Origin of the sequence: Rubrimonas cliftonensis (assembly GCF_900107585.1) — a bacterium.
Classification (GTDB): Bacteria; Pseudomonadota; Alphaproteobacteria; order Rhodobacterales; family Rhodobacteraceae; genus Rubrimonas; species Rubrimonas cliftonensis.
In genome coordinates this window covers 370,157-391,155 of sequence record NZ_FNQM01000003.1, presented here as the reverse complement: position 1 = coordinate 391,155, position 20,999 = coordinate 370,157, and the positions used below count along the sequence as shown (strand labels likewise).

Here is a 20,999-nt window from a genome sequence, read left to right as displayed (position 1 = left end):
CTTGCGAGCCTAGTCCGGTTCGGGCGCGCGCACAGGGGGCGCCGTCGAGGGCCGCGGCGCGGCGGCGCGGCGCAGCCGGTCGGCGATGGCGGCGCCTAGGCCCCGCTCAGGGATCGGCGCGACCGCGATGACGCCGGCCCCGCCGAGCGCGGCGTCGAGCGCGCGCAGATCGGCGAAAAGGTTCGCGGCGGCCTCGGCGAGGTCGCCGGAGGGCGAAAGCGAGCGCGCGAGCGGTCCCGGCGGCGGCCCGCCTGGGCCGAAGCCGAGCCACGCCTCGCCCGCGCGCGGCCCCGCCGCGCCCAGCCGCAGCGCCGCGCCGGGGGCGTAGTGGCTGGAGAGCTGGCCCGGCGCGGTCGGCGCCCCCGCCGCCGCTCCTGACAGCCGCGCGAGCGGCGCTCCCAGCGCCGCCTCCAGCGCCTCCGCCGCGAGCCCGCCGGGCCGCAGCAGCGTCGCGCGCCCGCTTTCGAAGCCGACGATGCTCGACTCCACGCCCACCGCGCAGGGGCCGCCGTCGAGCACGCCGACGATGCGCCCGCCGAGCCCCTCCAGCACATGCTCCGCCGTGGTCGGCGACAGGCGGCCGGAGGGGTTGGCGGAGGGCGCCGCCACCGGCGCGCCCACCGCCCGCAGCAGCCGCTGCGCCAGCGGATGCGCCGGAACCCGCACCGCCACCGTCGCCAGCCCCGCCGCGGCGAGGTCGCTGACCGCGCCCGGCCCGCCCATGCGGCGCGGCGCGACCAGCGTCAGCGGCCCGGGCCAGAAGCGCTCCGCCAGCGCCTCCGCCTGCGGCGGCAGATCGGCGATCGCTCGGGCGGCGTCGAGATCGGCGACATGGGCGATCAGCGGGTTGAAGGCCGGCCGGCCCTTGGCGGCGAAGAGCGCGGCGACAGCGCGCGGGTCGTCGGCGCGCGCGCCCAGGCCATACACCGTCTCGGTCGGGAAGGCCGCGAGGCCGCCCTCTCGGATCGCCCGCGCCGCCTCGTCCACCGCCTCCGCCGCCCAGCGCAGGGTCATCGCGCGTCTCCCGCCGCCGATCGATCGGGCGCGGGGCCGGTTTGCGCCCGCGGCCCCGAGCCCTATGATCCGCCGCGGTGGCGGGCAAGCCCCCGCCGACGTTCCGGGAGAGATGCGCCATGGCCTACGCCGCGCCGTTGCGGGAGATCGAGTTCACGCTGTCGGCGATGGCCGGCGCAGACGCGCTGGGCGGCCTCGCCCGCTTCGCCGAGGCCGGGCCGGACCTGCGCGCCGCGGTTCTCGGCGAGGCCGCGAAGCTCTGCGAAGGCGCGCTCGCGCCCGCCAACGCCGCCGGCGACGCGCATGGCGCGCGGCTGGAGAACGGCGTCGTGCGCACGGCGCCGGGCTTCGCCGCCGCCCATGCCGCGCTGGCCGAAGGCGGCTGGTACGGCGTCGCAGCCGACGCCGCGCATGGCGGCATGGGGCTGCCCCACGCCTTCTGGTGCGCCGCCAACGAGATGATCAGCGGCGCCAACCTCGCCTTCTCGATGTGCCCGCTGCTGACGGTCGGCCATATCGAGGCGCTGGAGGCCCATGCGCCGGACTGGATCAGGGCGCTCTACCTGCCGAAGCTCACCTCCGGGCGCTGGACCGGCACGATGTGCCTGACCGAGCCGCAGGCGGGCTCGGACGTCGGCGCGCTGACGACGCGCGCCGCGTCGAACGACGACGGAACCTTCGCGATCACCGGGCAGAAAATTTACATCACCTGGGGCGATCACGACGTCGCGGAGAACGTCTCGCATCTGGTGCTCGCCCGCACCCCCGGCGCGCCGGAGGGCGCGGCGGGCATCTCCCTTTTCCTCGCGCCAAAATTCATCCCCGGCGCGGACGGCGCGCCCGGCGAGCGCAACCGAATCAAGGTTCTTTCGCTGGAGCGCAAGCTCGGCGTGCATGGCTCGCCCACCTGCACCATGGCCTTCGAAGGCGCGACGGCCTGGCTGATCGGGGAGGAGAACCGCGGACTGGCGGCGATGTTCACCATGATGAACAACGCCCGGCTCTCGGTCGCGATGCAGGGCGTGGGCCTCGCCGGCGCGGCCACGGCGATGGCGCTCGGCTACGCGCGCGAGCGCCGGCAGGGCCGCACGCCGAACGGCGCCGGCCCCATCGTCGAGCACGCCGAAGTGCGGCGGATGCTGGCGACGATGTGCGCGCGCACCGCCGCCGCCCGCGCCGTCGCCTACGCCTGCGCCGTGGCGGGCGACATGGGCCGCGCCGAGGACGCGCCGGGGCGGGCCGGCTGGGCGGCGCGGGCGGCGTTCCTGACCCCCATCGCCAAGGCGTTCTGCACCGATGTCGGCTTCGAGACGGCGAGCCTCAACGTGCAGGTCCATGGCGGGATGGGTTACATCGAGGACGCCGGCGCCGCGCAGCTGCTGCGCGACGCGCGCATCCCGCCGATCTACGAAGGGACCAACGGCATTCAGGCGCTCGATCTGGTGGGCCGCAAGCTCGCCGATGGCGGCGAGGCGGCGCGCGCCCTGCTGGCGGAGATGGCCGCCGGCTCCGACGCGCCGGCGCTGGCGGAGGCGCGGGCGGCGCTGGCCGCGACGACCGACTGGATGCTAGCCGCCGGGCGCGAGGACCGCGCCGCCGGCGCCGCGCCCTACCTGCGCGCCTGGGCGCTGACCTTCGGGGCGCACCTCATGGCGCGGGGCGCCGCCGCCGACCCAAGCTTCGCGCCGCTCTCGGCCGTGATGCAGACGCGCGAACTGCCCGCCGTCTCCGCGCTCTGCCGCGAGGCGACCGACGGTGCGGCGGCGCTGGAGGCGCTGCCGCTGTCCGACGCCGCGGCCTTCGCATGAACGCCCCTGCGCGCCGCGCGGCGGGGCTGGCGTTTCCGTTCGAGCCGCCGCCGCCGGGGGGCGCGGTCGAAGTCGCCGAGGGCGTGCTGTGGCTGCGGCTGCCGCTGCCGATGAAGCTCGACCATGTGAACCTCTACGCGCTGGAGGAGGGCGACGGCTGGACGCTTGTCGACGCCGGGCTCGACTGGTCGAAGGGCCGCGAGGCCTTCGCCGCCCTGCGCGCGGGGCCGCTGGCGGGAAGGCCGGTGCGGCGGCTCGTCGTCACCCATCACCACCCCGACCACATCGGCATGGCCGCGCGGCTGATCGAGGACGGCGCGGATCTCTGGACCACGCGCACCGCATGGCTTTTTGCGCGGATGCTGACGCTCGACCACCACGACCGCCCCCCGCCCGAGACGCTCGCCTTCCTGCGCCGCGCCGGCTGGCCGGAGGCGCGGCTGGCGGCCTACGCCGCGGCGGAGCCGTTCAACTTCTCGCGCACCGTCGCGGCCCTGCCGCTCGGTTTCAGCCGGATCGCCGAGGGCGACGCCCTGGAGATGGGCGGGAGGCGCTGGCGCGTGAAGCTCGGCGACGGCCATGCGCCCGACCATGCGACATTATGGAGCGAGGATGGCGCGCTGGCGCTGCTCGGCGACCAGTGCCTGCCGCGGATCACGCCCAACATCGGCGTCTACGCCACCGAGCCGGACGCCGACCCGCTGGGCGATTTCCTCGCAAGCTGCGCCCGCTTCGCCGAGGAGGCCCGCGACGAAACGCTCGCGCTGCCGGGCCACGAGCGGCCGTTCCGGGGCGTCCCCGGCCGCTGCCGTGCGCTGATCGACAGCCACGCGGCGGCGCTCGACCGGCTGGCGGCGCTGATGGCGGCTTCGGGTCCGCTGACGGCGGTGGACTGCTTCCCGACGCTCTATGGCCGGAAGATCGGTGACGGCGAATTCGGGCTGGCCACCGCCGAGGCGGTCGCCCACGTCAACCGCCTCGCCGCCGCGGGCCGCGCCCGCATCGAGGACCGGGCTGACGGGGCGCGGGCGTTCCACGCGGCGTAGCCGGCGGGTCTGCGGGCGCGCCGACGCGGCGTCCGGAAAACGAGAGCGCCGCCGCGGCGCGGGCCGCGGCGGCGCAGGGATGTCGGGTCGGCGCGCGATGCGCCGGGTCAGTTCCCGGCGACGGGGCCGATCGACCAGAAGAAGGTCTCGCCGGAGCTGTCGTCGACGCCGTCGTTGTCGGTCGAGACATAGCCCACGCCGTCCGCGTCGATGGCGAAGCCCTCGACCTTGTCGACGATGTAGCCGCCCCAGGACGCGAGGTCGGGGATGAAGTCGCGGACCAGCGTCTTCTCGACCACCGGCAGTTCGCCGCCAAGGGGCGCCGGCGTCATCTGCGCCAGAGGCACGCTGTAGAGGCGCTTGACGGCGGCGTTGGCGCCGATCTGGTTGTCGCGCTCGACGATATAGACCGCGTCGCCATGCGCGGTGATCTCGGAGAGGCCCATCCAACCCGTCCCGGGCGTCTCCAGCGGGTAGCGCACCGCGCCCCATTCCTTCGATTTGGTGTCGTAGGCCAGCAGCTTGACGAAGCCCTTGGGGTCGTCCTTCCACTCGCGCTGTATGGCGATCCAGAGCGTGTCGCCGACCATGGTGACGCCCTCTGCGCCGAAGCGGGTCTCACCCGCGAGCAGTTCGGGCGGGAAGGCGATCTCGCGCCTGATCTCGCCCTTCGCATCGACGTGGTAGAGCGCGTGCGGAATGAGCCGGTCACTGCGGCCCTCCGAGGCGAGCCAGAAGCCGCCGTTCCCGTCCAGCGTCACGCCCTCGAGGTCGAGCTTCTGCGCGGGCTGGCCCTCGCGCGTGACGCGGATGGCGCGGACGATGCGCGCGGGCTTCTGCGTCGCGTCGATCTCGAAGATTGTCGGCTGCATGGCGTAGAAGCTGTCGTTGACGGCGTAGATGCGGCCGGGCGTCTCGGCGTCGGCGACCATGCCGGAGATCGCGCCCCAGCCGACCGGCCGGCCGGCCTCGTCCATGCCCGAGACGAGCGTCGGGTAGGCGGGCTCGGCGTCCTGAAGCTGGTAGATCATGACATGGCTGCGGGCGGCCCCGTCCTCGCCGAGATCGGCCTCGTTGGCGGTGACGAAGAGGCCGCGGGACGGCACGGCGACGCCGCCCTCGGGGGCGATGCCGGAGGGCAGGAGCTGGAGCAGTTCCGGCGTCTCGCCGTCGGCATAGACGCCGATCAGCGATCCGCGCTCGCTCATGACGAAGATGTGGGTCGCGCCGTTGAACACGTCGACCTCAAGACCCTCGGGCTCGGCGCCCTTGTTGCCGGAGCGCTCCTCCGGATAGTGGCCGGCCTGCGCGACGGCGTATTCGAACGAGAGGCCGCTGTCGTAGAGGACTTCACCGGTTTTCGACCAGATGGTGAAGCCGCGCGAGCCGCCGTTGTAGTCGCCTTCGTTGGCGGTCACGAAGCGGTCGTCGTCGAGCCATTTGACCGAGTCGGGCTCGCGGGCGACGGCCTGAAGCGCGCCGTCGAAGGTCAGCGCGCCTTCCTCCTCGGTGTCGACGTTCTCGAGGTCGACCGCTCCGGCGGAGAAGTGCGACAGCACCGCGCCGGTGCGGTCGAGCACGACGAGGTGGTTGTTCTCCTGCAGCGTGACGACGATCTCGCCCAATCCGTTGATGTCGACGAACTCGGGCTCGGGGTCGCTCGGCGCGATCGCGGAAAGGCCGGTCACGTCGGCCAGCACCATGGCGGCGCAGTCCGGCGCGCCGCCGGTCAGCGGAACGATGGCGACATGGCCGGCGGGAAGCTGCGGGATCTCGCCGTCGTTCAGATCCTCGTCGCGCTCGTTCTCAACCGCGACCGCGAGGAAGGAGCCGTCCTTGGCCGCCGCGACGCTGTCGGGCTGGCCGCTGAGGTCGCAGCTCTTGGTCAGCGCGCCCGTGGCGACGTCGATCACCGCGAGGTAGCCCGAGGGCGCCACATAGCTCTCGGAGGTGTTGACGCCCGCAAAGGCCGTCTGGCCGACCACGGCGACGCCGGTCGGTTCGCCGTCCACCATGATCGCGCCCCTGGGCTGCGGGTTGGCGGGGTCGCTGATGTCGACCATGCCCACGACGCCGAGCGGGCTGTCGGTGTAGATCAGCGTCATGCCGTCGGCGGTGACGTCGATGATCTCGGCGGAGGTCTCGGTCAGCGCCTCGGCGCCCTCCGGCAGGTTCAGGTTCACCGGGAAGCTGGCGATGCGGTTGAACGCCTCGGCGTGCGCCTGCGTCATCGCCGCGCCGCACATGAGCGCCGCCGTGAGCGAGAGGCGCGCCGCGCCGAATGCCCGATGTGTCATGTCAGTCCCTCCATCGTCGTTTCGCCGACCATTAGCGGCGTTTCGCGACGGAGATGTGACGGCTCGGCCGGCGCCGCGCCCTGGCGCGTCGTCCCTAGAGGCGCTCGACCGCGGCGCGCTCGGGGTCGAATGCGAGGCGGCCGGCGAGGGCCTCGTTCGCCTCGTAGGCCCATGCGGCGTCGGGGATCGGGCCGCTCTTGGCCATGATGTGCCAATGTGTCGCCGCACCCTTGACCGGGCAGGTCGTCACGGTCTCGGAGGGGTCGAGGAACGCCATCTCGACGTCGGCCCGCGGCAGGTAGAAGGCCGGTTCGGCGCCGGGCTGGCGCAGCATCACCGCGGAACGGCTCTCGGCGATCACCGCGCCGCCGGCCCGCACCACCACGACGCCCGCGACGGGCGTGATCTCGATGTCCATCGGTCGTTCTCCCTGCAATCGGTCCTGCGCCCTGCGACCTGCGGCGCGGGTCTTCCTTCAGCGCTCCAGCGGCGCGCAGGCGCCTTCGAGCCATGCCCGCGTCGGCGCATCGACCAGCGGCCCGATCTCGGCGAGGACGCGCGCATGGTAGGCGTCGAGCCAGCTTCGCTCCTCCGGCGTCAGGAGCGCCGGGTCGATAAGGCGGCGGTCGACCGGCGCCAGCGTCAGCGTCTCGAAGCCCATGGTGGGCCGCGCCGCGCCCTCGACGAGCGTCGCCGGCTCCACCACGAGGAGGTTCTCGATGCGGATGCCGAAGCGGCCCTCTAGGTAGCAGCCGGGCTCGTTGGAGAGGATCATCCCGGCCTTGAGCGGCTCCTCGCCCCGGCGCGACAGGCTCTGCGGCCCCTCGTGGACGCCGAGATAGGCGCCGACGCCGTGGCCTGTGCCGTGGTCGTAGTCGTGGCCGGCCCGCCACAGCGCGGCGCGGGCGAGGGGGTCGAGCTCCCGCCCGGTCGTGTTCTCGGGGAAGCGCGCCGTCGAGATCGCGATCATGCCCTTCAGAACGAGGGTGAAGAGCCGCCGCGCCTCCGCCTCCGGCGCGGGCGGACCGAACGCGACGGTGCGCGTGACGTCGGTGGTGCCGTCGAGATACTGCCCGCCGCTGTCCACCAGCACGAGTTCTCCGGGAACCAGCGCGCGGTCGGTGGCGCGGCTGACGCGGTAATGTACGACGGCGCCGTGCGGGCCGGCGCCGCAGATCGTGTCGAAGGAGATGTCGCGCAGGTCGCCCGCCCCGGCGCGGAAATCCTCCAGCGCCTTGACGACGGCGATCTCGGTCAGCGGCTTCTCGGCGGCGCCCGCCTCGTCGAGCCAGCGCAGGAAGGCCGCCATCGCGGCGGCGTCGCGGCGGTGGGCGGCGCGGGCGCCGTCGAGCTCCGCCTGCGTCTTGGTCGCCTTGGCGAGGATGCAGGGGTCGCGCGCCCAGACGACGCGCGCGCCCGCGGCCTCCAGCCGTCGCCCCACCCAGGCCGGCGCGCTGCGGCGGTCCACCAGCACGGCCTTGCCGGCGAGGGCGTCGAGGCCGGACCCGAGGGCCTCCGGCGGCGCCGTCGTCACGTCGGGGCCGAGATGCGCCAGCGCGACGCCGTCGAGCTTGTCGGGGTCGGTGTACAGCGTCACCGCGCCATCGGCGCCCAGCGTCGCGAAGGCGAGCGGCGCGGGCATGCGCGCCACGTCGTCGCCGCGCACGTTCAGCAGCCACGCGATGCTGTCGGGCAGGGTGAGGACCGCCGCCTCGGCCCCCGCCGCGGCGACCGCGCTGCCCATCGCGTCGCGCTTCACCGCCGCGCTGCGCCCGGCCAGCGCCTCCGGGTAGGGCCGGATCGCGCTGCAGGGCGGCGGCGGCTGGTCGCTCCAGACCGCATCGATGAGGTTGGCGTCGAGCAGCTTCACGCTGGCGCCGGCCTTCGCAGCGGCGGCGGAGAGCTTCTCCACGCCCGCCGTCGTGTGCAGCATCGGGTCGAGCCCCAGCACGGCGCCGGCATGCAGAGCCTGCGACAGCCACGCCTCCGGGCCCGGGTCGGCCAGGCCCAGCACCTCGAACGCCGCGCCGTCGACCTGCTCGCGCGCCTGAAGCGTGTAGCGCCCGTCGACGAACACCGCCGCGCGATGGGCGAGCGCGAGGCAGAGGCCCGCCGAGCCGGTGAAGCCCGTCAGCCAGGCGAGCCGCTCGTCGCGCGGCGCCACGTTCTCGCCCTGATGCGCGTCGGCGCGCGGCGCGGCGAAGCCGTCGACCCCGGCCTGCGCCATCGCCTTGCGCAGCCGCGCCAGCCTGTCGGCGGAGGCGGCGCGGTCGTCGGGGAGGTCGAAGCTCTGGAACATGGGCCTGTCACTTTGCGCTGTGCGGCGATTTGTGGGCGAAAAGCGCCAGGGCGCAAGCCTCGGACCCAAACTTGCCGGCCCGACGCGCCGCTCACCCCTTCGGCCACGCCCCGAGCGCAGGGCCCTCGGCGGCGATGTCGGCGGGTTCGAAGCCGATCAGCGCGATCAGCCGGCGCCCCTCGGGGCTGCTCAGCAGCAGCCGCTCCGTGAGCCGGCCGCGCCGCCAGCCCCACCGCTCGCGCTCCCCGCGAAAGGGCGCGGCGTCGCCCGGCAGAAGCAGCACCGCCTCGCCGTCCGCGCCGAGCTCCGCGACCGCGACGGGGCCATCGAAGCCGAAGAACGCGGCCAGCGCGGCGCCTTCCCGGCCCGACGGGCGTTCGGCGACCACCAGCGCGCCGGACTGCGGGGCTTCAGGGCCCAGAAGTCTGCCGCTCACGCCCGGCGCGTAGGCGAAGGCCGCGCGCTCGGCGAGCAGGACGTCGTCGATCGCGAGCAGGCGGCACCCGCATCCCGCCTCGCGCGGATCGTCGGCCATCTCCTCGAAGCAGCGCCTGAGGGCCTCCGCCGGCGCGTCCGGACCGGTCGCGACGCCGAGGCCGTAGCACTGGCCGGGCGGTTCGCCGCGCGCCAGCGCCTTCGGAGCCGGCCTGGCGAGATAGGCCCGACCGGCCGGCGAGCCCTGCAGGAAGGGCGTCTCGGCCAGCGCCACGGCCCCGCCAGCGCGCGCTGTCGCGCGCCGCGCCCGCATCGCCGCATCCGACGTATCGTCCGGCGTCGCGGCCGTGATCGGGCCCGCGAGCGCGGCCACGCGGAGCCTCGCTTCCCCGCCCGCGGCCATCGGCCCCGTCGCGCCACAGGCCGCGGCGAGGCCGAGCAGGGCGCCAGCGGCCAGAAATCGTCCTGCACGCGCAGATTGCGCCGCAATCAGTGCGAAAGGCGCGCTTGTTCCATCAGGTTTTAACGGTATTGTAACCATGTGGGTGCGAGCCTCGTTTCGGTCTTGCAGGGTTAACATAAGCGCAAGACGGGTGGGAGAAAGCTGTGGACGCGGTTTCAGAGCCTAGCGTCGTCGTCGTCGAGGGCCGCGTGAAGTGGTACGACAGCGTTCGCGGATACGGCTTCATAACTTCCGACGCCATTGAGGGCGACATTCTCGCCCACGCCAACTGCGTGCGCGCCTCCGGGCGCGGCGCTCTGCCTGATGGCGCCGTCGTCAGGATCGAGGCGTCGCTCTTCGAACGCGGCTGGCAGGCCGTCCAGATCCTTGCCGTCGAGGAGCCCGAGCCCGAAGGCATGGCGGAGCGCCCGGGCGATTTCGTCCACGATGAGCTTGCTGGCGGTCCGCTCGAGCCGGCGCGCGTCAAGTGGTTCGACCGGGCGAAGGGATTCGGCTTCCTGAACGTCTTCGGGTCAAGCGGCGACGTGTTCGTGCACATGGAGGTCCTGCGGCGCAGCGGCCTGAACGATCTCGGGCCGGGCGAGGCGGTCGCGGTGCGCACCACCGCCGGTCCGCGCGGCCTGATGGCCGCCGAGGTCGCGGCGTGGGAGGCGGCCCTGCCGCCGGAGGAGGCGTTGCGGCTGGCGACGAACATGCGGCCCGCCGCCAATCATCCCGCATCCCACGCTCCCGCCGCCGCGCCGCCGCCACGCCAGGGCGCGGACGTGTCGCGCCTCGGCGCGCCCCAGCCGGACGTCGGCGAGGATGAAGACGGCGACGACAGCATGGCGCCGCGACGCGGCTTCGGTCGCTAGACCGGTCCGGGAGTTCGGTATGGCAGGCCTCATCGGGCCTCGCAGGATGGCCGCGTCGGCGGTCGTCGCTTTGGTCGCCTTCGCCGGACCGGCGGCGGCGCCGGCGGCGTCGGGCGCGTGCCCGACCGACAGGATAGACATCGCGCTCGAGGGCGGGGCGGACCGCGTCCGCGTCGCGGCCTTCGCGGTGGAGATCGCCGACACGCCGGAGGAGCGCGCGCAGGGCCTCATGAACCGCACCGACCTCGCGCAGGACGCCGGGATGCTGTTCGTCTTCGAAAGACCGCGGCCTGTGGCTTTCTGGATGAAGGACACGCCGCTCAGCCTCGACATGCTGTTCTTCGGACCCGACGGGCGGCTCTGCGGCCTCGTCGAGCGGGCTGAGCCCTACACGCTCGATCCCAGGCACTCGGACTGCGACACGCTGGCCGTGCTGGAGATCCATGGCGGTCTCGCCGAGCGCCTCGGCATCGGCCTGGGCGCGCGCGCCCGCCACGCCGCGTTCGGCGACGAAGGAGCGGCGTGGCCCTGTTCCGTTGCCCGCCCGCCCGAGGCGGGCTAGAAGCGGGGCGCGTCGGGGCGTAGCGCAGTCTGGTAGCGCGTCGGTTTTGGGAACCGAAAGCCGCAGGTTCGAATCCTGCCGCCCCGACCACACCCCCTGCCCCCATCCGGCGCCGCGGCGTTGATGCGTGCGGCGTCGCACCCCATTCGCAAGTCCGGCCGCGGCGGCGGGGTCGCCCCGCAGGGGCGCCGCCCGCCTTGCATTATCCCGGACGCGCTGCTCAAAAGACCGGGCCGGTTCACCAATTTCCGCGCGATGCGAGGATCGAAGCCATGCCGCACGCCCCCGGGCGACTGATCGTCAGCGGACGGTGGGACAATTCGGTCGCGGTCGTCGACCTGCTGACGGCGCTCGACGGCGGCGGCGGGGCCGCGGTCGTGTCGCGCCCGCGCGTCACCCCCGACGTCGACACCGACGGGGACGGCGCCCCCGACGCCCCGGCGAGCGGCCAGCCGGTCGCCGTCGCGGTCGACGCCGAAGGCCGCTTCGCCTATGTCGTGAATCACTCCGGGGCCGCGACGCCCGCCGCCGCAAAGGCCTACCAGCACGGCCATCCGGGCCTCGTGGCGGTGCTCGACCTCGAGAAGGCCGCCGATCCCGCTAACGACGGCACGCTCGGCGCGGTGGTCGACTTCATCCCGACGGGCGCGACCGGGCCGGTCGGGCCCGCGCTGACGCCGGACGGCGCCCGGCTTCTCGTCAACTGCGGCGAGGCCGCCGGCAGCGAGGACGGCGGCGACGCGGTGACGGTGATCGACGTCGCCGCCCGCCGCGCCGTGGGCGCCATCGCGCTGAAGCAGAACGCTGCGCACCCCGCCGCCGGCCCCAGCGCCCATGACAGCCCGCATCCCAGCTTCGGCCGCTACCCGAACCCGACCGGCCTCGTGGTCTCGCCGCTGAGGGGTGGTCTGCTCTTCGTAGGCAACGGCGGCTTCAGCGACGTCTCCGTGCTCGACCTCGGCGCCGCGCTCGCCGGCGAGCCTGACCCGGAGATCGGGCGCGTCGCGATGGAGACGGGGCCGTTCGGCATGGCCGTCAGCGCCGACGGCGCGCTGGTGGCCGCCGCGGCCCGCGAGAGCATGGCGGAGCCCTACGAGGGCCGGACCGTCTCGATCATCGACGTCGCCCGCGCCGCCGAGGGCGGCCGGGACGCGGAACTCGCGCGGGTGCGGGTCGGCGGCGATGATCCGGACGTGGCCACCCGGCCCTTCGGCGTCGCCTTCACGCCCGACGGCGCGCATCTGGTGGCGACCTGCTTCCGGTCCAACACGATCTCGGTGATCGACGTCGCCGCGGCGCTCGCCGGCCGCCCCTCCGAGGCGCTGCGCCTGCGCCCGCCGGCGCTGCCGGGCGGCGAGGCGCGGCCGCGCGGCGTGGTCGTGGTCGGCCGCTACGCCTGCGTCATCGGCGGCGCCAAGGCGGGGCCGCGCAGCAGCCTCGTCTGGCTCGTCGATCTGGAGCGCGGAGAGATCGCGGCGACCGTGCCTGGGGTTGGCGACGAATCCTATTTCCTCGCTTCCATCCCCTGAGCGGCCCGCTCAGCGGTCCGCGACCGAGGGCAGCCACGTCGCGAGCTGGGGCGTCGCCATCAGCAGCAGCGTGAAGCCGATGATGAGAAAGAAGAACGGCAGGTTGGCCCTGAAGATCCGCATCTGATCGACCCGCGCGATGCCCGACGTGATGATCAGCGCGATGGCGAGCGGCGGCGTCAGTTGCCCGATCACCACCGCCATCACCATCAGCACGCCGAAATGAATCAGGTCGATGTCATAGAGCAGCAGCGTGGGCAGGATCACCGGCGCCAGCACCGGGATGAGCGGATCGAGGAACATGCCCGCGATGATGGCGAGCGCCATGAGCGCCAGAAGCTGCAGATAGGGCGAGTCGTCGATCGCCAGCATCTCCAGCACGCCAGCCAGCGCCTGCGGCGCCTGCGCGCTGGAGAGCGAGGCGCCGAGCGCGAAGGACAGGCTGACGATGATCAGCAACTCGCCCGTCATCTGCAGCGCCGCCGCCACCGCCCGGTAGAGGCCGCGCAGCGTCAGCGTGCGATAGACCAGCGTGGAGAGCAGCGCCGCGTAGACCACCGCGAACGCGCCGCCCTCGCTCGGCGTGAACACGCCCAGCACCAGCCCGCCGACGATGATGACCGGCGTGCCGAAGGCGAGGCTCGCGCGCCATCCCGCGCGCAGGATCTCGGCCGCCGAGAAGTCTCCGTGCCGCTTCCAGCCGCGACGGACCGCGATGAAGCCGATGCAGACCATGAAGGCGAGGCCGAGCAGCAGCCCCGGTATCAGCCCCGCCAGAAACAGCGCGCCGAGGGAGGTGCCTGTCACGGCGGAATAGAGGATCATCGGCGACGACGGCGGGATCAGCGGACCGACGCCGGAGGACGAGGCGCTGATCGCCGCCGCCACCTCCGGCGGATAGCCCTCGCGCTTCATCGCCGGGATCAGGATCGAGCCCGACCCCGCCAGGTCGGCGGTGGAGGAGCCGATCATGCCGCCGAAGAACATCGAGGTCAGCACGTTGACCTGCGCCAGCCCGCCGCGCATCCAGCCCACCAGCGATTTCGCGAAATCGAACAGCCGCCCCGAGATGCCGCCGGCGTTCATGATCACGCCCGAGAGCACGAACAGCGGCAGGGCGATCAGCGTGAACTGGCTGACGCCGGAGACCATCGTCTGCGGCACCATGATCGCCCACTGGCCGCCAAAGACGAAGTTGAACGCCACCGCCGCCAGCAGCGCGGCCACCATCGGCACGCCCGCCACCAGCAGCGTCAGCAGCATGGCGACGGCGATCAGCGAGCCGATCATCGCGCGTCCCCGCCGCGGCCGTCGCGCCACGCGACGACCAGATAGGCCAGCGCCGCCAGCGCCGGCCCGCCGACCATCGCCGCCATGAACCAACCTTTCTGAATCTGCAGGTAGAGCGTGCGGTCTGCCCCGAAGAAGCCCATGTAGTGGACCGACACGATCCCGAGCCAGGTGAAGGCGGCGGCTGCGAAAAGCGAGCCGAACACCGTCAGCACGCGCCGCGCGGGGCCGGGAAGCAGGTCCACGAAGAAGCCGATGCGGATGGCCGCGCGCCGGCGGATGGCGAGGAACATGCCGGTCATGCCGAGCCAGGGCAGCAGCGACAGCACCAGTTCGTCACCCCAGATCATCGTGGTCGAGATCGCGTAGCGACCCGCCGCGTTCAGGAACACGATCCCCACGATCGTCAGGAAGATCGCGACGCCGGCGGCCTCCACCAGCCTGTTCAGGGTGCGGTCGAAGGTCGAGGCGCCGGCGTCCGGGTCGCCGATGTCTGCGGCGCGGGACGCCTCGGCGATGGCGGCGCCGAGGTCCTCCCGGCCGCCGGGGCCGTCCGAGGGTCGCGTCATGGGGCGGCTCCGATCATGGGGGGTCGCGGCGCGGCCGGGCCGCGCCGCACGGCCTCACTGCGCCGCCGCCGCCGCGATCACGCGCCCGGCCAGCTCCGCTCCGGCCATCTCGCCGACCTGCTCCCAGATCGGCTTCGCGGCCTCCTTGAAGGCGGCGAGGTCGATCTCGTTGACCGCCATGGTCTGCGACAGCTCGCCGAGAAGCGTCGCGTCGCCCTCGGCGCCGAGCCCGCGGGTGAACTGCGCGGCCTCCAGCGCCGCCTCCCTGACCATGGCCTGCTGCTCCGCCGTCAGGCTGTCGTATTTCGCGCCGTTCATCACCAGCGTGACGGGCGAATAGACGTGGCCGGAGAGCGAGAGATACTCCTGCACCTCGTTCAGCGAGCGGTTCTTGATGGTGATGAGCGGGTTCTCCTGCCCGTCCACCGTGCCCTGCTGCAGCGCGAGATAGAGCTCGCCGAAGTTCATGTTGATCGGCTCGGCGCCGAGCGCGCGGAAGGACAGGATGCGCGCCGGGCTGCCCGGCACGCGGAACTGCACGCCCTGCATGTCCGCCGGCGTGACGATGGGGCGGACGTTGTTGGTCATCTGGCGGAAGCCCAGCTCGCCGAAGGCCAGAACCTCAAGGCCCGCCGCCGCGCGCATGGACTGGCGCAGCTCCTCGCCGATCTCGCCGTCGAGCAGGCGCGAGACGGTGTCGCGGTCCGAGAACAGGAACGGCATGTCGAAGACAGCCCAGGCCGGGTCGAGCGTCACGGCGTCCGACCCCATGGGATAGACGTCGATCTGGCCGGTGCGGATCATCTGCAGGTGCACCTGCTCGTCGCCGAGCGCCTGGGTGTGGAACAGCTCGTAGGAGAGGTCGTCGCCCATCTTCTCCTTGAGGACTTCGGCGAACCGCTCCGCCATGCGCAGGTCGAGCCCGGTCATCGGGTTCTCGCCGGAGATGCGCAACGACAGCGACTGCGCCTGCGCGCCGGTCCAGCCGGCCAGGGCGACGCTTGCGGCGCATGCCGCGGCGGCGATGAAACGCGTGGTGTGCAGCATTCTGTTTTCTCCACTGTTCGGCCACGCGATGCGTTCGGCCGGTTTCGGCGTCTTGCGCGCCATGGGTTCGACTTCGGGGTGGTCTAGTCGGTGATGAGCGTGTCCTTCAGAACGTCGCGGTCGAGCTCCACGCCGAAGCCCGGCCCCGGCGGCACGGCGAGCCGGCCGCCGGAGGGCTCGGGCGCCGCGCGGAACATCGCCCGCTCGACCTGCTCGACGCCGAGATGGGTCTCCGCCAGCGTCCCGTTCCGAAAGCCCGCGACGTGGTGCAGGCAGTAGATCCCGCCGCCGCCCGCGTCCGACAGCGGCTTGTCGTAGATCTGGGCGAGGGCGGCGACGCGGCGCGTCTCGGTCATGCCGCCGTTGAACAGGCTGTTGGGCAGGAAGATGTCGATGGCGTCGCCCTCGATGAACTGCCGGAAGCGGCTCGAATGGCCGTCCATCTGCCCCGCCGCCAGCGGGATCGAGGTCGCGCGGCGCAGCCGGGCCATGTCGCGCGGGTCGTTGCGCCAGACCGGATCCTCGAACCAGGCGATGTCGCAGTCCTCGATGAGCCGCGCGAGCCGCGTCGCCTGGTCGATCGACAGGCTCTCGTTGGCGTCCACGGCCAGCACCGCGTCGTCGCCCAGCGCGTCGCGGACATGGCGCACCCGCGCGGCGTCCTCGCCGATGTTCGGGGCGACGCCGACGAGCATCTTGAAGCCGGTGTGGCCCTGCTCCGCCGCCAGCCCGCGCGCGACCTCGACGAGCTGATCGCGGTCGAAGGCGCCGAAGCCGAACGTGACGTAGCACTCGGCATGGTCGGCGCGGCCGCCGAGAAGCTGCGCGACGGTGCGCCCGTGCGCCTTGCCGATCAGATCCCACAGGGCGAGATCGAGCGCCGAGACCGCCGCGGTGTTGACCCCGAGCGTCTGGCCGCGCTCCGACGTCAGCGCTTGCAGCCGGGCGTGGATGGCCTCCAGATCGCGAGGATCGAGGCCCATGACCGCCGGCGCGAGGTGCTTCTCGATGACCGCGACCACCCCCAGCGGCAGGAAGCGCGCGGTCATGCCGACGCCGACGAGGCCATCCTCGGTCTCGACCTCGCACACGACGCGCACCGACCCCCCGGCCGGCGTTCCAACGATGGGCAGGACGGTCGGTATCCTGTGCGCGCTCGCGCGCACGGCGGCGATCTTCACATGCATTCCCCCCAAGCGGACCCGATCGGCCCGTTGCGAGACGCCGCCGAAAATCGTTTTTCATCAGACGGTCACACGGAGGTTTGCGCTACGTCAAGCGGAGTCTTCGCGTCGCTCGGTGCGCAGCGGCGCCGGATCCGCCGCGCGAGGGCGCGCACCGGGATGTCGCCCGACCGCCGGTCCCGCATCGGCTCGGACCGGCTGTCGCGGCCCCTTTGCGCCGCGCCGACGCAAAGGGGCCGCGGCGGCGGAGAAGCGGCGGCGGAGGAACCTGCGATGCGCCGACGCCGGAGCAGGCCGCCGCGGCGCCTTGGCGGTGAACATTCCGGCTCGAGCGGCGCCCAATCGATGGGCGACCTCGATCGTCTGCCCTGCAATGCGGCCGCCCGCGCGAACGGACTTGACTCGCCGCCGCGCCGGTAACCAAGGTGAATGCGCCTCAAGAGCGAGGCTGACACCCTTCGAGACGCGAGATGGTCCGGCTGCGCCGGAGCCTTGAGACGCGACATAGTCCGGCTGCGCCGGACGGGCGACACGGCCTCTTGCTGGCGACCCACGGTCGTCGCGAGGGGCCTTTTTGTTCTGGATGGCGATGGAAAGACTGAACATCCGCGTCGGCGTCCTCTTCTCCTGCAGCGGCTCCTACGCCGCCGTGGGCCGCGCGATGCGCGCCGGCGCGGAGCTCGCCATCGCGGAGGTCAACGCCGACGCGTCGCGCGCGGTCGTCCTCGACCCGGTCGCGATGGACCCCGGCGGCGTGACGTCGGCCTACTCCGACGCCGTGCGCCGGATGCTGACCGAGGAGGGCGTCTCGCACGTCTTCGGCTGCTACACCTCCTCCAGCCGCAAGGAGGTGCTGCCGCTCTTCGAGAAGAACGACGCGATGCTCTGGTACCCGTCGCACTATGAGGGCTTCGAGACCAACGAGAACGTCGTCTACACCGGCGCCGCGCCCAACCAGCACGTCGTGCCGCTGGCGCGCCACCTGCTGACGCGCCACGGCGCGCGCGGCTGGTTCGTCGGCTCCAACTACGTCTGGGCGTGGGAGAACAACCGCATCCTGCGCGAGGCGCTGATGGAGGTCGGCGGCGCCGTGCTCGGCGAGCGCTACTTCCCGGTGGGCGAGACCGATTTCGACGCCCTCGCCGCCCAGATCCTGCGCGACCGCCCCGACTTCATCTTCACGACGCTGATCGGCGAGTCCTGCTACGCCTTCATCCGCAGGCTGCGCCGCGCGGCGCGCGAGGCGGGCGTGGACCAGGCGCGCGACATGCCGATCGCAAGCTGCAGCCTCTCGGAGGTCGAGCTGCCGTTCCTCGGCGACGCGGCGGACGGCCACCTCTCCTCGTCGGTCTATTTCTCGTCCGTCGCCTCGGCCGAGAACGCGCGCTTCACCGCGGCGTGGTCGCGTCAGCATCCCGACCTGGGCTTCACCTGCGCCGACGCCGAGGCCAGCTATGTCGCCGTGCATCTGCTCGCCGGCGCCGCGGAGGCCAGCGGCGGCGCCGCGCTCGGGCCGGTGCGCGAGGCGCTGCGCGGCCTGAGCTTCGCCGCGCCCCAGGGCCTCGTGCGCGTCGACCCCGACAACCTGCACTGCTGCATGCGCCCCCGTATCGGCCGCTCCACTGCGGCGGGGACGTTCGAGCTTCTGTTCGAGGAGGCCGGCCCGGTCCGGCCAGACCCCTATCTCGTCTGGGTGAAACGCATCAGCGGCGGCGCCGAGCTCGGCCCCGGCTTCCTGCGGGCGGCGACGTGAAGCGCGCCGCCATCCAGAACTTCCGCGGCTACCGCGCTCTCGTGCTGCACCGGGAGGACGCCAGCCGCGACGTGCTGATGAGCGTGCTTGGCAAGCTCGGCCTCGCCGTCGAGGCGGTCGACCCGGCGGCGCTCACGGACGCCGCCCTGCCGGAATGCGACCTGATCCTTTTCGACGCCGACGACGAGATCGAGGCGCTCGGCGGGCGGGACGCGGCGGACGCCCCGCCGACGATCGCGCTCATCGGCCACGAGGCCCCCAGCCGCCTCGCGCGCGTGGTGCGGCGGCGCTGCGCCAGCCACATCCTCAAGCCTGTCCGCAGCTCGGGCGTGTTCACGGCGGTCTATCTCGCCGTCAACGAGCATGCGCGGCGCCAGCGCGAGGCCCGCGAGACGGAGGCGATGCGCCAGCGCCTCGCCGGGCGCCGCGTCGTCACCGCGGCGATCCTGCGGATGGTGCTCGACGACGGCCTCGACCAGGACGCCGCCTATGAGCGCCTGCGCGCCGAGGCCATGCGGCGGCGCATCCCGGTCGACGAGATGGCGCGCGACTACCTCGCGCGCGGAAACGGGGCGCGGCAGAGCCCGCGCACGGCCGGGCTCACCCGGAACGCATGAACGACAACGACGAACCAGCAGGAGACGGAAGCGATGAAGACGAACCGCAAAGCCCTTCTGACGTCGGCGGCGCTGGCCGCCGCCGCGGGCCTCGGCGCCGCCACGGCGCTCGCCCAGGACGGCCCGATCAGGATCGGCGTGCTGGAGGACCAGTCCGGCGACTTCGCCGCCGCGACGATGGTGAAGGTCCACGCCATCGAGCTCGCCGCGAAGGAGATCAACGACGCCGGCGGCATCGCCGGGCGCCCCGTAGAGCTGGTCGTCTACGACACCCAGTCCGACAACCGCCGGTATCAGGAGTTCATGCGCCGCGTCCTGCAGCAGGACAAGGTGGACGTGGTGTTCGCCGGCTTCTCCTCCGCCTCGCGCGAGGCCTATCGCCCCATCGTCAACCAGTTCGACGGGCTGGCCTTCTACAACAACCAGTATGAGGGCGGCGTCTGCGACGCGAACATGATCGTCACCGGCGCGGTGCCCGAGCAGCAGTTCTCCACGCTGATCCCGTGGATGATGGAGACCTACGGCCCCAAGGTCTACACGCTCGCCGCCGACTACAACTTCGGCCAGATCTCAGCGGAATGGGTGCGCCAGATCGTGGCCGAGAACGGCGGCGAGATGGTCGGCGAGGAGTTCATCCCGCTCGGCGTCTCGCAGTTCAGCCAGACTATCCAGAACATCCAGGCCACCGACGCCGACTTCGTGGTGACGCTGCTCGTCGGCGCGGCGCAGGCGTCCTACTACGAGCAGGCGGCTTCGGCGGATGTCGGGCTGCCGATGGCGTCCTCGGTCAATGTCGGCCAGGGCTACGAGCACAAGCGCTTCACGCCGCCGAGCCTGAAGGACATGTATGTGACGACCAACTACATCGAGGAGATCGACACCCCCGCCTCGAAGGCGTTCGTCGAGAAGTTCCGCGCGATGTTCCCAGACGAGCCCTACATCAACCAGGAGGCAGCGAACTCCTATATCGCGATGAACCTCTACAAGCAGATGGTCGAGCGCGCCGGCTCCACCGACCATGACGCGATCCGCGCCGAACTGGGCAAGGGCGACGTCTGCTTCGACGGGCCCTCGGGCAATGTCTGCCTCGACCCGAAAAGCCAGCACATGTCGCACACGATCTTCCTCGCCAAGGTCGAGGCCGACCACTCCATCGCTTTTCCGACGGTGTGGGAGAACATCGCGCCCTACTGGCTGGGCGACGCCGGCTGCGACCTGACGAAGAACGACCCGAGCGCGCAGTACACGCCCTCCAGCCCGCCGCCGGCCAACTGACCGGCTGACGCGACCGGGACGGCGCGCGCGACGCGCCGTCCGCCTTTCACCTGCCCGGAACGCGAAAGGGGGCTTTTCGTTGGAGCTTGCCGCCACGCTTTTCTCCACCGCCTACCAGTTCGGCGACGCCTTCGCCTTTCTCGTCATCTCCTGCGCCGGGCTCGCGGTGATCTTCGGGATGATGGGCGTGATCAACCTCGCCCATGGCGAGTTCATCATGTGCGGCGCCTATGTCACGGCGGCGACCGCCCGCGCCGGGCTGCCGCTGCCGCTCGCGATCCTGTGCGGGGCGCTGGTCGCGGGGCTCGTCGGCATGGCGCTGGAGCGCGCGGTGATCCGCCATCTCTACCACCGCCCGCTCGACTCGATCATCGCGACATGGGGGGTGAGCCTGATCGCGACCCAGGGCGTGCTGATCGTGCTCGGCTCGACGATGCAGGGCGTCGGCACGCCGCTGGGCGGCGTCGCGGTCGGCGACCGCTCCTATTCGCTCTATCGGCTGGTGCTGATGGGCGCCGCCGTCGCCCTGCTGGCGGGGCTCTACTGGCTGTTCTACCGCACCCGCTTCGGCGTGGTGGCGCGCGCGACCATCGAGCGGCCGCAGATGGCGCGCGCGCTAGGCGTGGACACGCGGCGCGTCTACGGCCTCACCTTCGGCCTCGGCGCCGCGCTGGCCGGCCTCGCCGGCGGCCTCTACGCGCCGACGATGACCATGGTGCCGACCATGGGCGCGACCTTCATGGTCGAGAGCTTCGTGACGGTCGTCGTCGGCGGGGCGGACATCTTCGTGGGCGCGGCGCCGGCGGCGGCGATCCTCGCGGCGATCCGGGCGGGCCTGACGGCGTGGTACGGCCAGCTGTTCGGCCAGATCGGGCTGCTCGTCGCGGTGATCGTCGTCATCCGGATCCTGCCGGGCGGCCTCTCGGCCTTCATCAAGCGCGCGCGGCGATAGGGGGC

Annotated in this window: 18 protein-coding genes and 1 tRNA gene; 10 read left to right on the top strand and 9 right to left on the bottom strand. The window is 72.6% G+C overall.

All coding sequences use genetic code 11. The features are described from left to right. Window positions 1–9 precede the first annotated feature (9 nt). On the bottom strand, window positions 10–1,014 hold the full coding sequence (locus BLW43_RS07330; RefSeq protein WP_093251045.1) for an L-threonylcarbamoyladenylate synthase: 1,005 nt from the start codon (window positions 1,012–1,014) through the stop codon (window positions 10–12). 119 nt (window positions 1,015–1,133) lie between these two features. Here BLW43_RS07330 and BLW43_RS07325 point away from each other — a divergent pair, with 119 nt between their 5' ends. After that, window positions 1,134–2,822, top strand: coding sequence for an acyl-CoA dehydrogenase family protein (locus tag BLW43_RS07325; protein WP_093251039.1), 1,689 nt, complete (start codon window positions 1,134–1,136; stop codon window positions 2,820–2,822). Then, window positions 2,819–3,868 (top strand): MBL fold metallo-hydrolase, encoded by a 1,050-nt coding sequence (locus BLW43_RS07320; RefSeq protein WP_093251035.1) that lies wholly within the window; start codon window positions 2,819–2,821, stop codon window positions 3,866–3,868. The genes BLW43_RS07325 and BLW43_RS07320 overlap by 4 nt, the downstream gene beginning before the upstream one ends. 107 nt (window positions 3,869–3,975) lie before the next feature. On the opposite strand, the gene BLW43_RS07315 is transcribed toward BLW43_RS07320, so the two are convergent. The 4 genes from BLW43_RS07315 to BLW43_RS07300 form a co-directional block, all read right to left on the bottom strand. Then, a complete protein-coding gene (locus BLW43_RS07315) occupies window positions 3,976–6,165 on the bottom strand; it encodes an esterase-like activity of phytase family protein (RefSeq protein WP_093251032.1) in 2,190 nt (729 codons plus the stop codon). 94 nt (window positions 6,166–6,259) lie between these two features. Further along, window positions 6,260–6,583, bottom strand: coding sequence for a DUF427 domain-containing protein (locus tag BLW43_RS07310; RefSeq protein WP_093251029.1), 324 nt, complete (start codon window positions 6,581–6,583; stop codon window positions 6,260–6,262). Between the two features lie 57 nt (window positions 6,584–6,640). Then, window positions 6,641–8,464, bottom strand: coding sequence for an aminopeptidase P family protein (locus tag BLW43_RS07305; protein ID WP_093251025.1), 1,824 nt, complete (start codon window positions 8,462–8,464; stop codon window positions 6,641–6,643). Window positions 8,465–8,555: 91 nt separating this feature from the next. After that, on the bottom strand, window positions 8,556–9,272 hold the full coding sequence (locus BLW43_RS07300) for a hypothetical protein (RefSeq protein WP_139284005.1): 717 nt from the start codon (window positions 9,270–9,272) through the stop codon (window positions 8,556–8,558). A 233-nt stretch (window positions 9,273–9,505) separates the two neighbouring features. Here BLW43_RS07300 and BLW43_RS07295 point away from each other — a divergent pair, with 233 nt between their 5' ends. The 4 genes from BLW43_RS07295 to BLW43_RS07280 all read left to right on the top strand — a co-directional run bounded on the left by BLW43_RS07295 (window position 9,506) and on the right by BLW43_RS07280 (window position 12,307). Continuing rightward, complete coding sequence (locus tag BLW43_RS07295) at window positions 9,506–10,216, top strand: cold-shock protein (RefSeq protein ID WP_093251021.1); 711 nt, start codon at window positions 9,506–9,508, stop codon at window positions 10,214–10,216. Between the two features lie 19 nt (window positions 10,217–10,235). Further along, complete coding sequence (locus BLW43_RS07290; protein ID WP_175478794.1) at window positions 10,236–10,778, top strand: DUF192 domain-containing protein; 543 nt, start codon at window positions 10,236–10,238, stop codon at window positions 10,776–10,778. Between the two features lie 13 nt (window positions 10,779–10,791). After that, window positions 10,792–10,868 (top strand) — tRNA-Pro (locus BLW43_RS07285). Between the two features lie 182 nt (window positions 10,869–11,050). Then, a complete protein-coding gene (locus tag BLW43_RS07280) occupies window positions 11,051–12,307 on the top strand; it encodes a lactonase family protein (RefSeq protein WP_093251016.1) in 1,257 nt (418 codons plus the stop codon). 9 nt (window positions 12,308–12,316) lie between these two features. Here BLW43_RS07280 and BLW43_RS07275 read toward each other — a convergent pair whose 3' ends face one another. From BLW43_RS07275 to BLW43_RS07260, 4 genes are all read right to left on the bottom strand, one after another. Next, a complete protein-coding gene (locus tag BLW43_RS07275; protein WP_093251636.1) occupies window positions 12,317–13,597 on the bottom strand; it encodes a TRAP transporter large permease in 1,281 nt (426 codons plus the stop codon). Next, window positions 13,594–14,166, bottom strand: coding sequence for a TRAP transporter small permease (locus BLW43_RS07270; RefSeq protein WP_093251013.1), 573 nt, complete (start codon window positions 14,164–14,166; stop codon window positions 13,594–13,596). The genes BLW43_RS07275 and BLW43_RS07270 overlap by 4 nt, the downstream gene beginning before the upstream one ends. Before the next feature lie 54 nt (window positions 14,167–14,220). Further along, a complete protein-coding gene (locus tag BLW43_RS07265; protein ID WP_093251011.1) occupies window positions 14,221–15,213 on the bottom strand; it encodes a TRAP transporter substrate-binding protein in 993 nt (330 codons plus the stop codon). Between the two features lie 83 nt (window positions 15,214–15,296). After that, window positions 15,297–16,394, bottom strand: coding sequence for a mandelate racemase/muconate lactonizing enzyme family protein (locus BLW43_RS07260; protein WP_217632117.1), 1,098 nt, complete (start codon window positions 16,392–16,394; stop codon window positions 15,297–15,299). Between the two features lie 592 nt (window positions 16,395–16,986). On the opposite strand from BLW43_RS07260, the gene BLW43_RS07255 reads away from it, so the two are divergent. From BLW43_RS07255 to BLW43_RS07240, 4 genes are all read left to right on the top strand, one after another. Continuing rightward, the gene (locus tag BLW43_RS07255; protein WP_093251633.1) at window positions 16,987–18,150 is read left to right on the top strand and encodes a transporter substrate-binding domain-containing protein; all 1,164 of its coding nucleotides are present in this window, start codon (window positions 16,987–16,989) and stop codon (window positions 18,148–18,150) included. Further along, window positions 18,147–18,767: an ANTAR domain-containing response regulator gene (locus tag BLW43_RS07250; RefSeq protein WP_093251006.1), complete on the top strand. Its 621-nt coding sequence runs from the start codon at window positions 18,147–18,149 to the stop codon at window positions 18,765–18,767. The genes BLW43_RS07255 and BLW43_RS07250 overlap by 4 nt, the downstream gene beginning before the upstream one ends. A 33-nt stretch (window positions 18,768–18,800) precedes the next feature. Further along, complete coding sequence (locus BLW43_RS07245; RefSeq protein WP_093251003.1) at window positions 18,801–20,042, top strand: urea ABC transporter substrate-binding protein; 1,242 nt, start codon at window positions 18,801–18,803, stop codon at window positions 20,040–20,042. 79 nt (window positions 20,043–20,121) lie between these two features. Continuing rightward, entirely contained in the window at window positions 20,122–20,994 is an 873-nt protein-coding gene (locus BLW43_RS07240; protein ID WP_093250986.1) for an ABC transporter permease subunit, read from the top strand. Window positions 20,995–20,999: the final 5 nt, after the last annotated feature.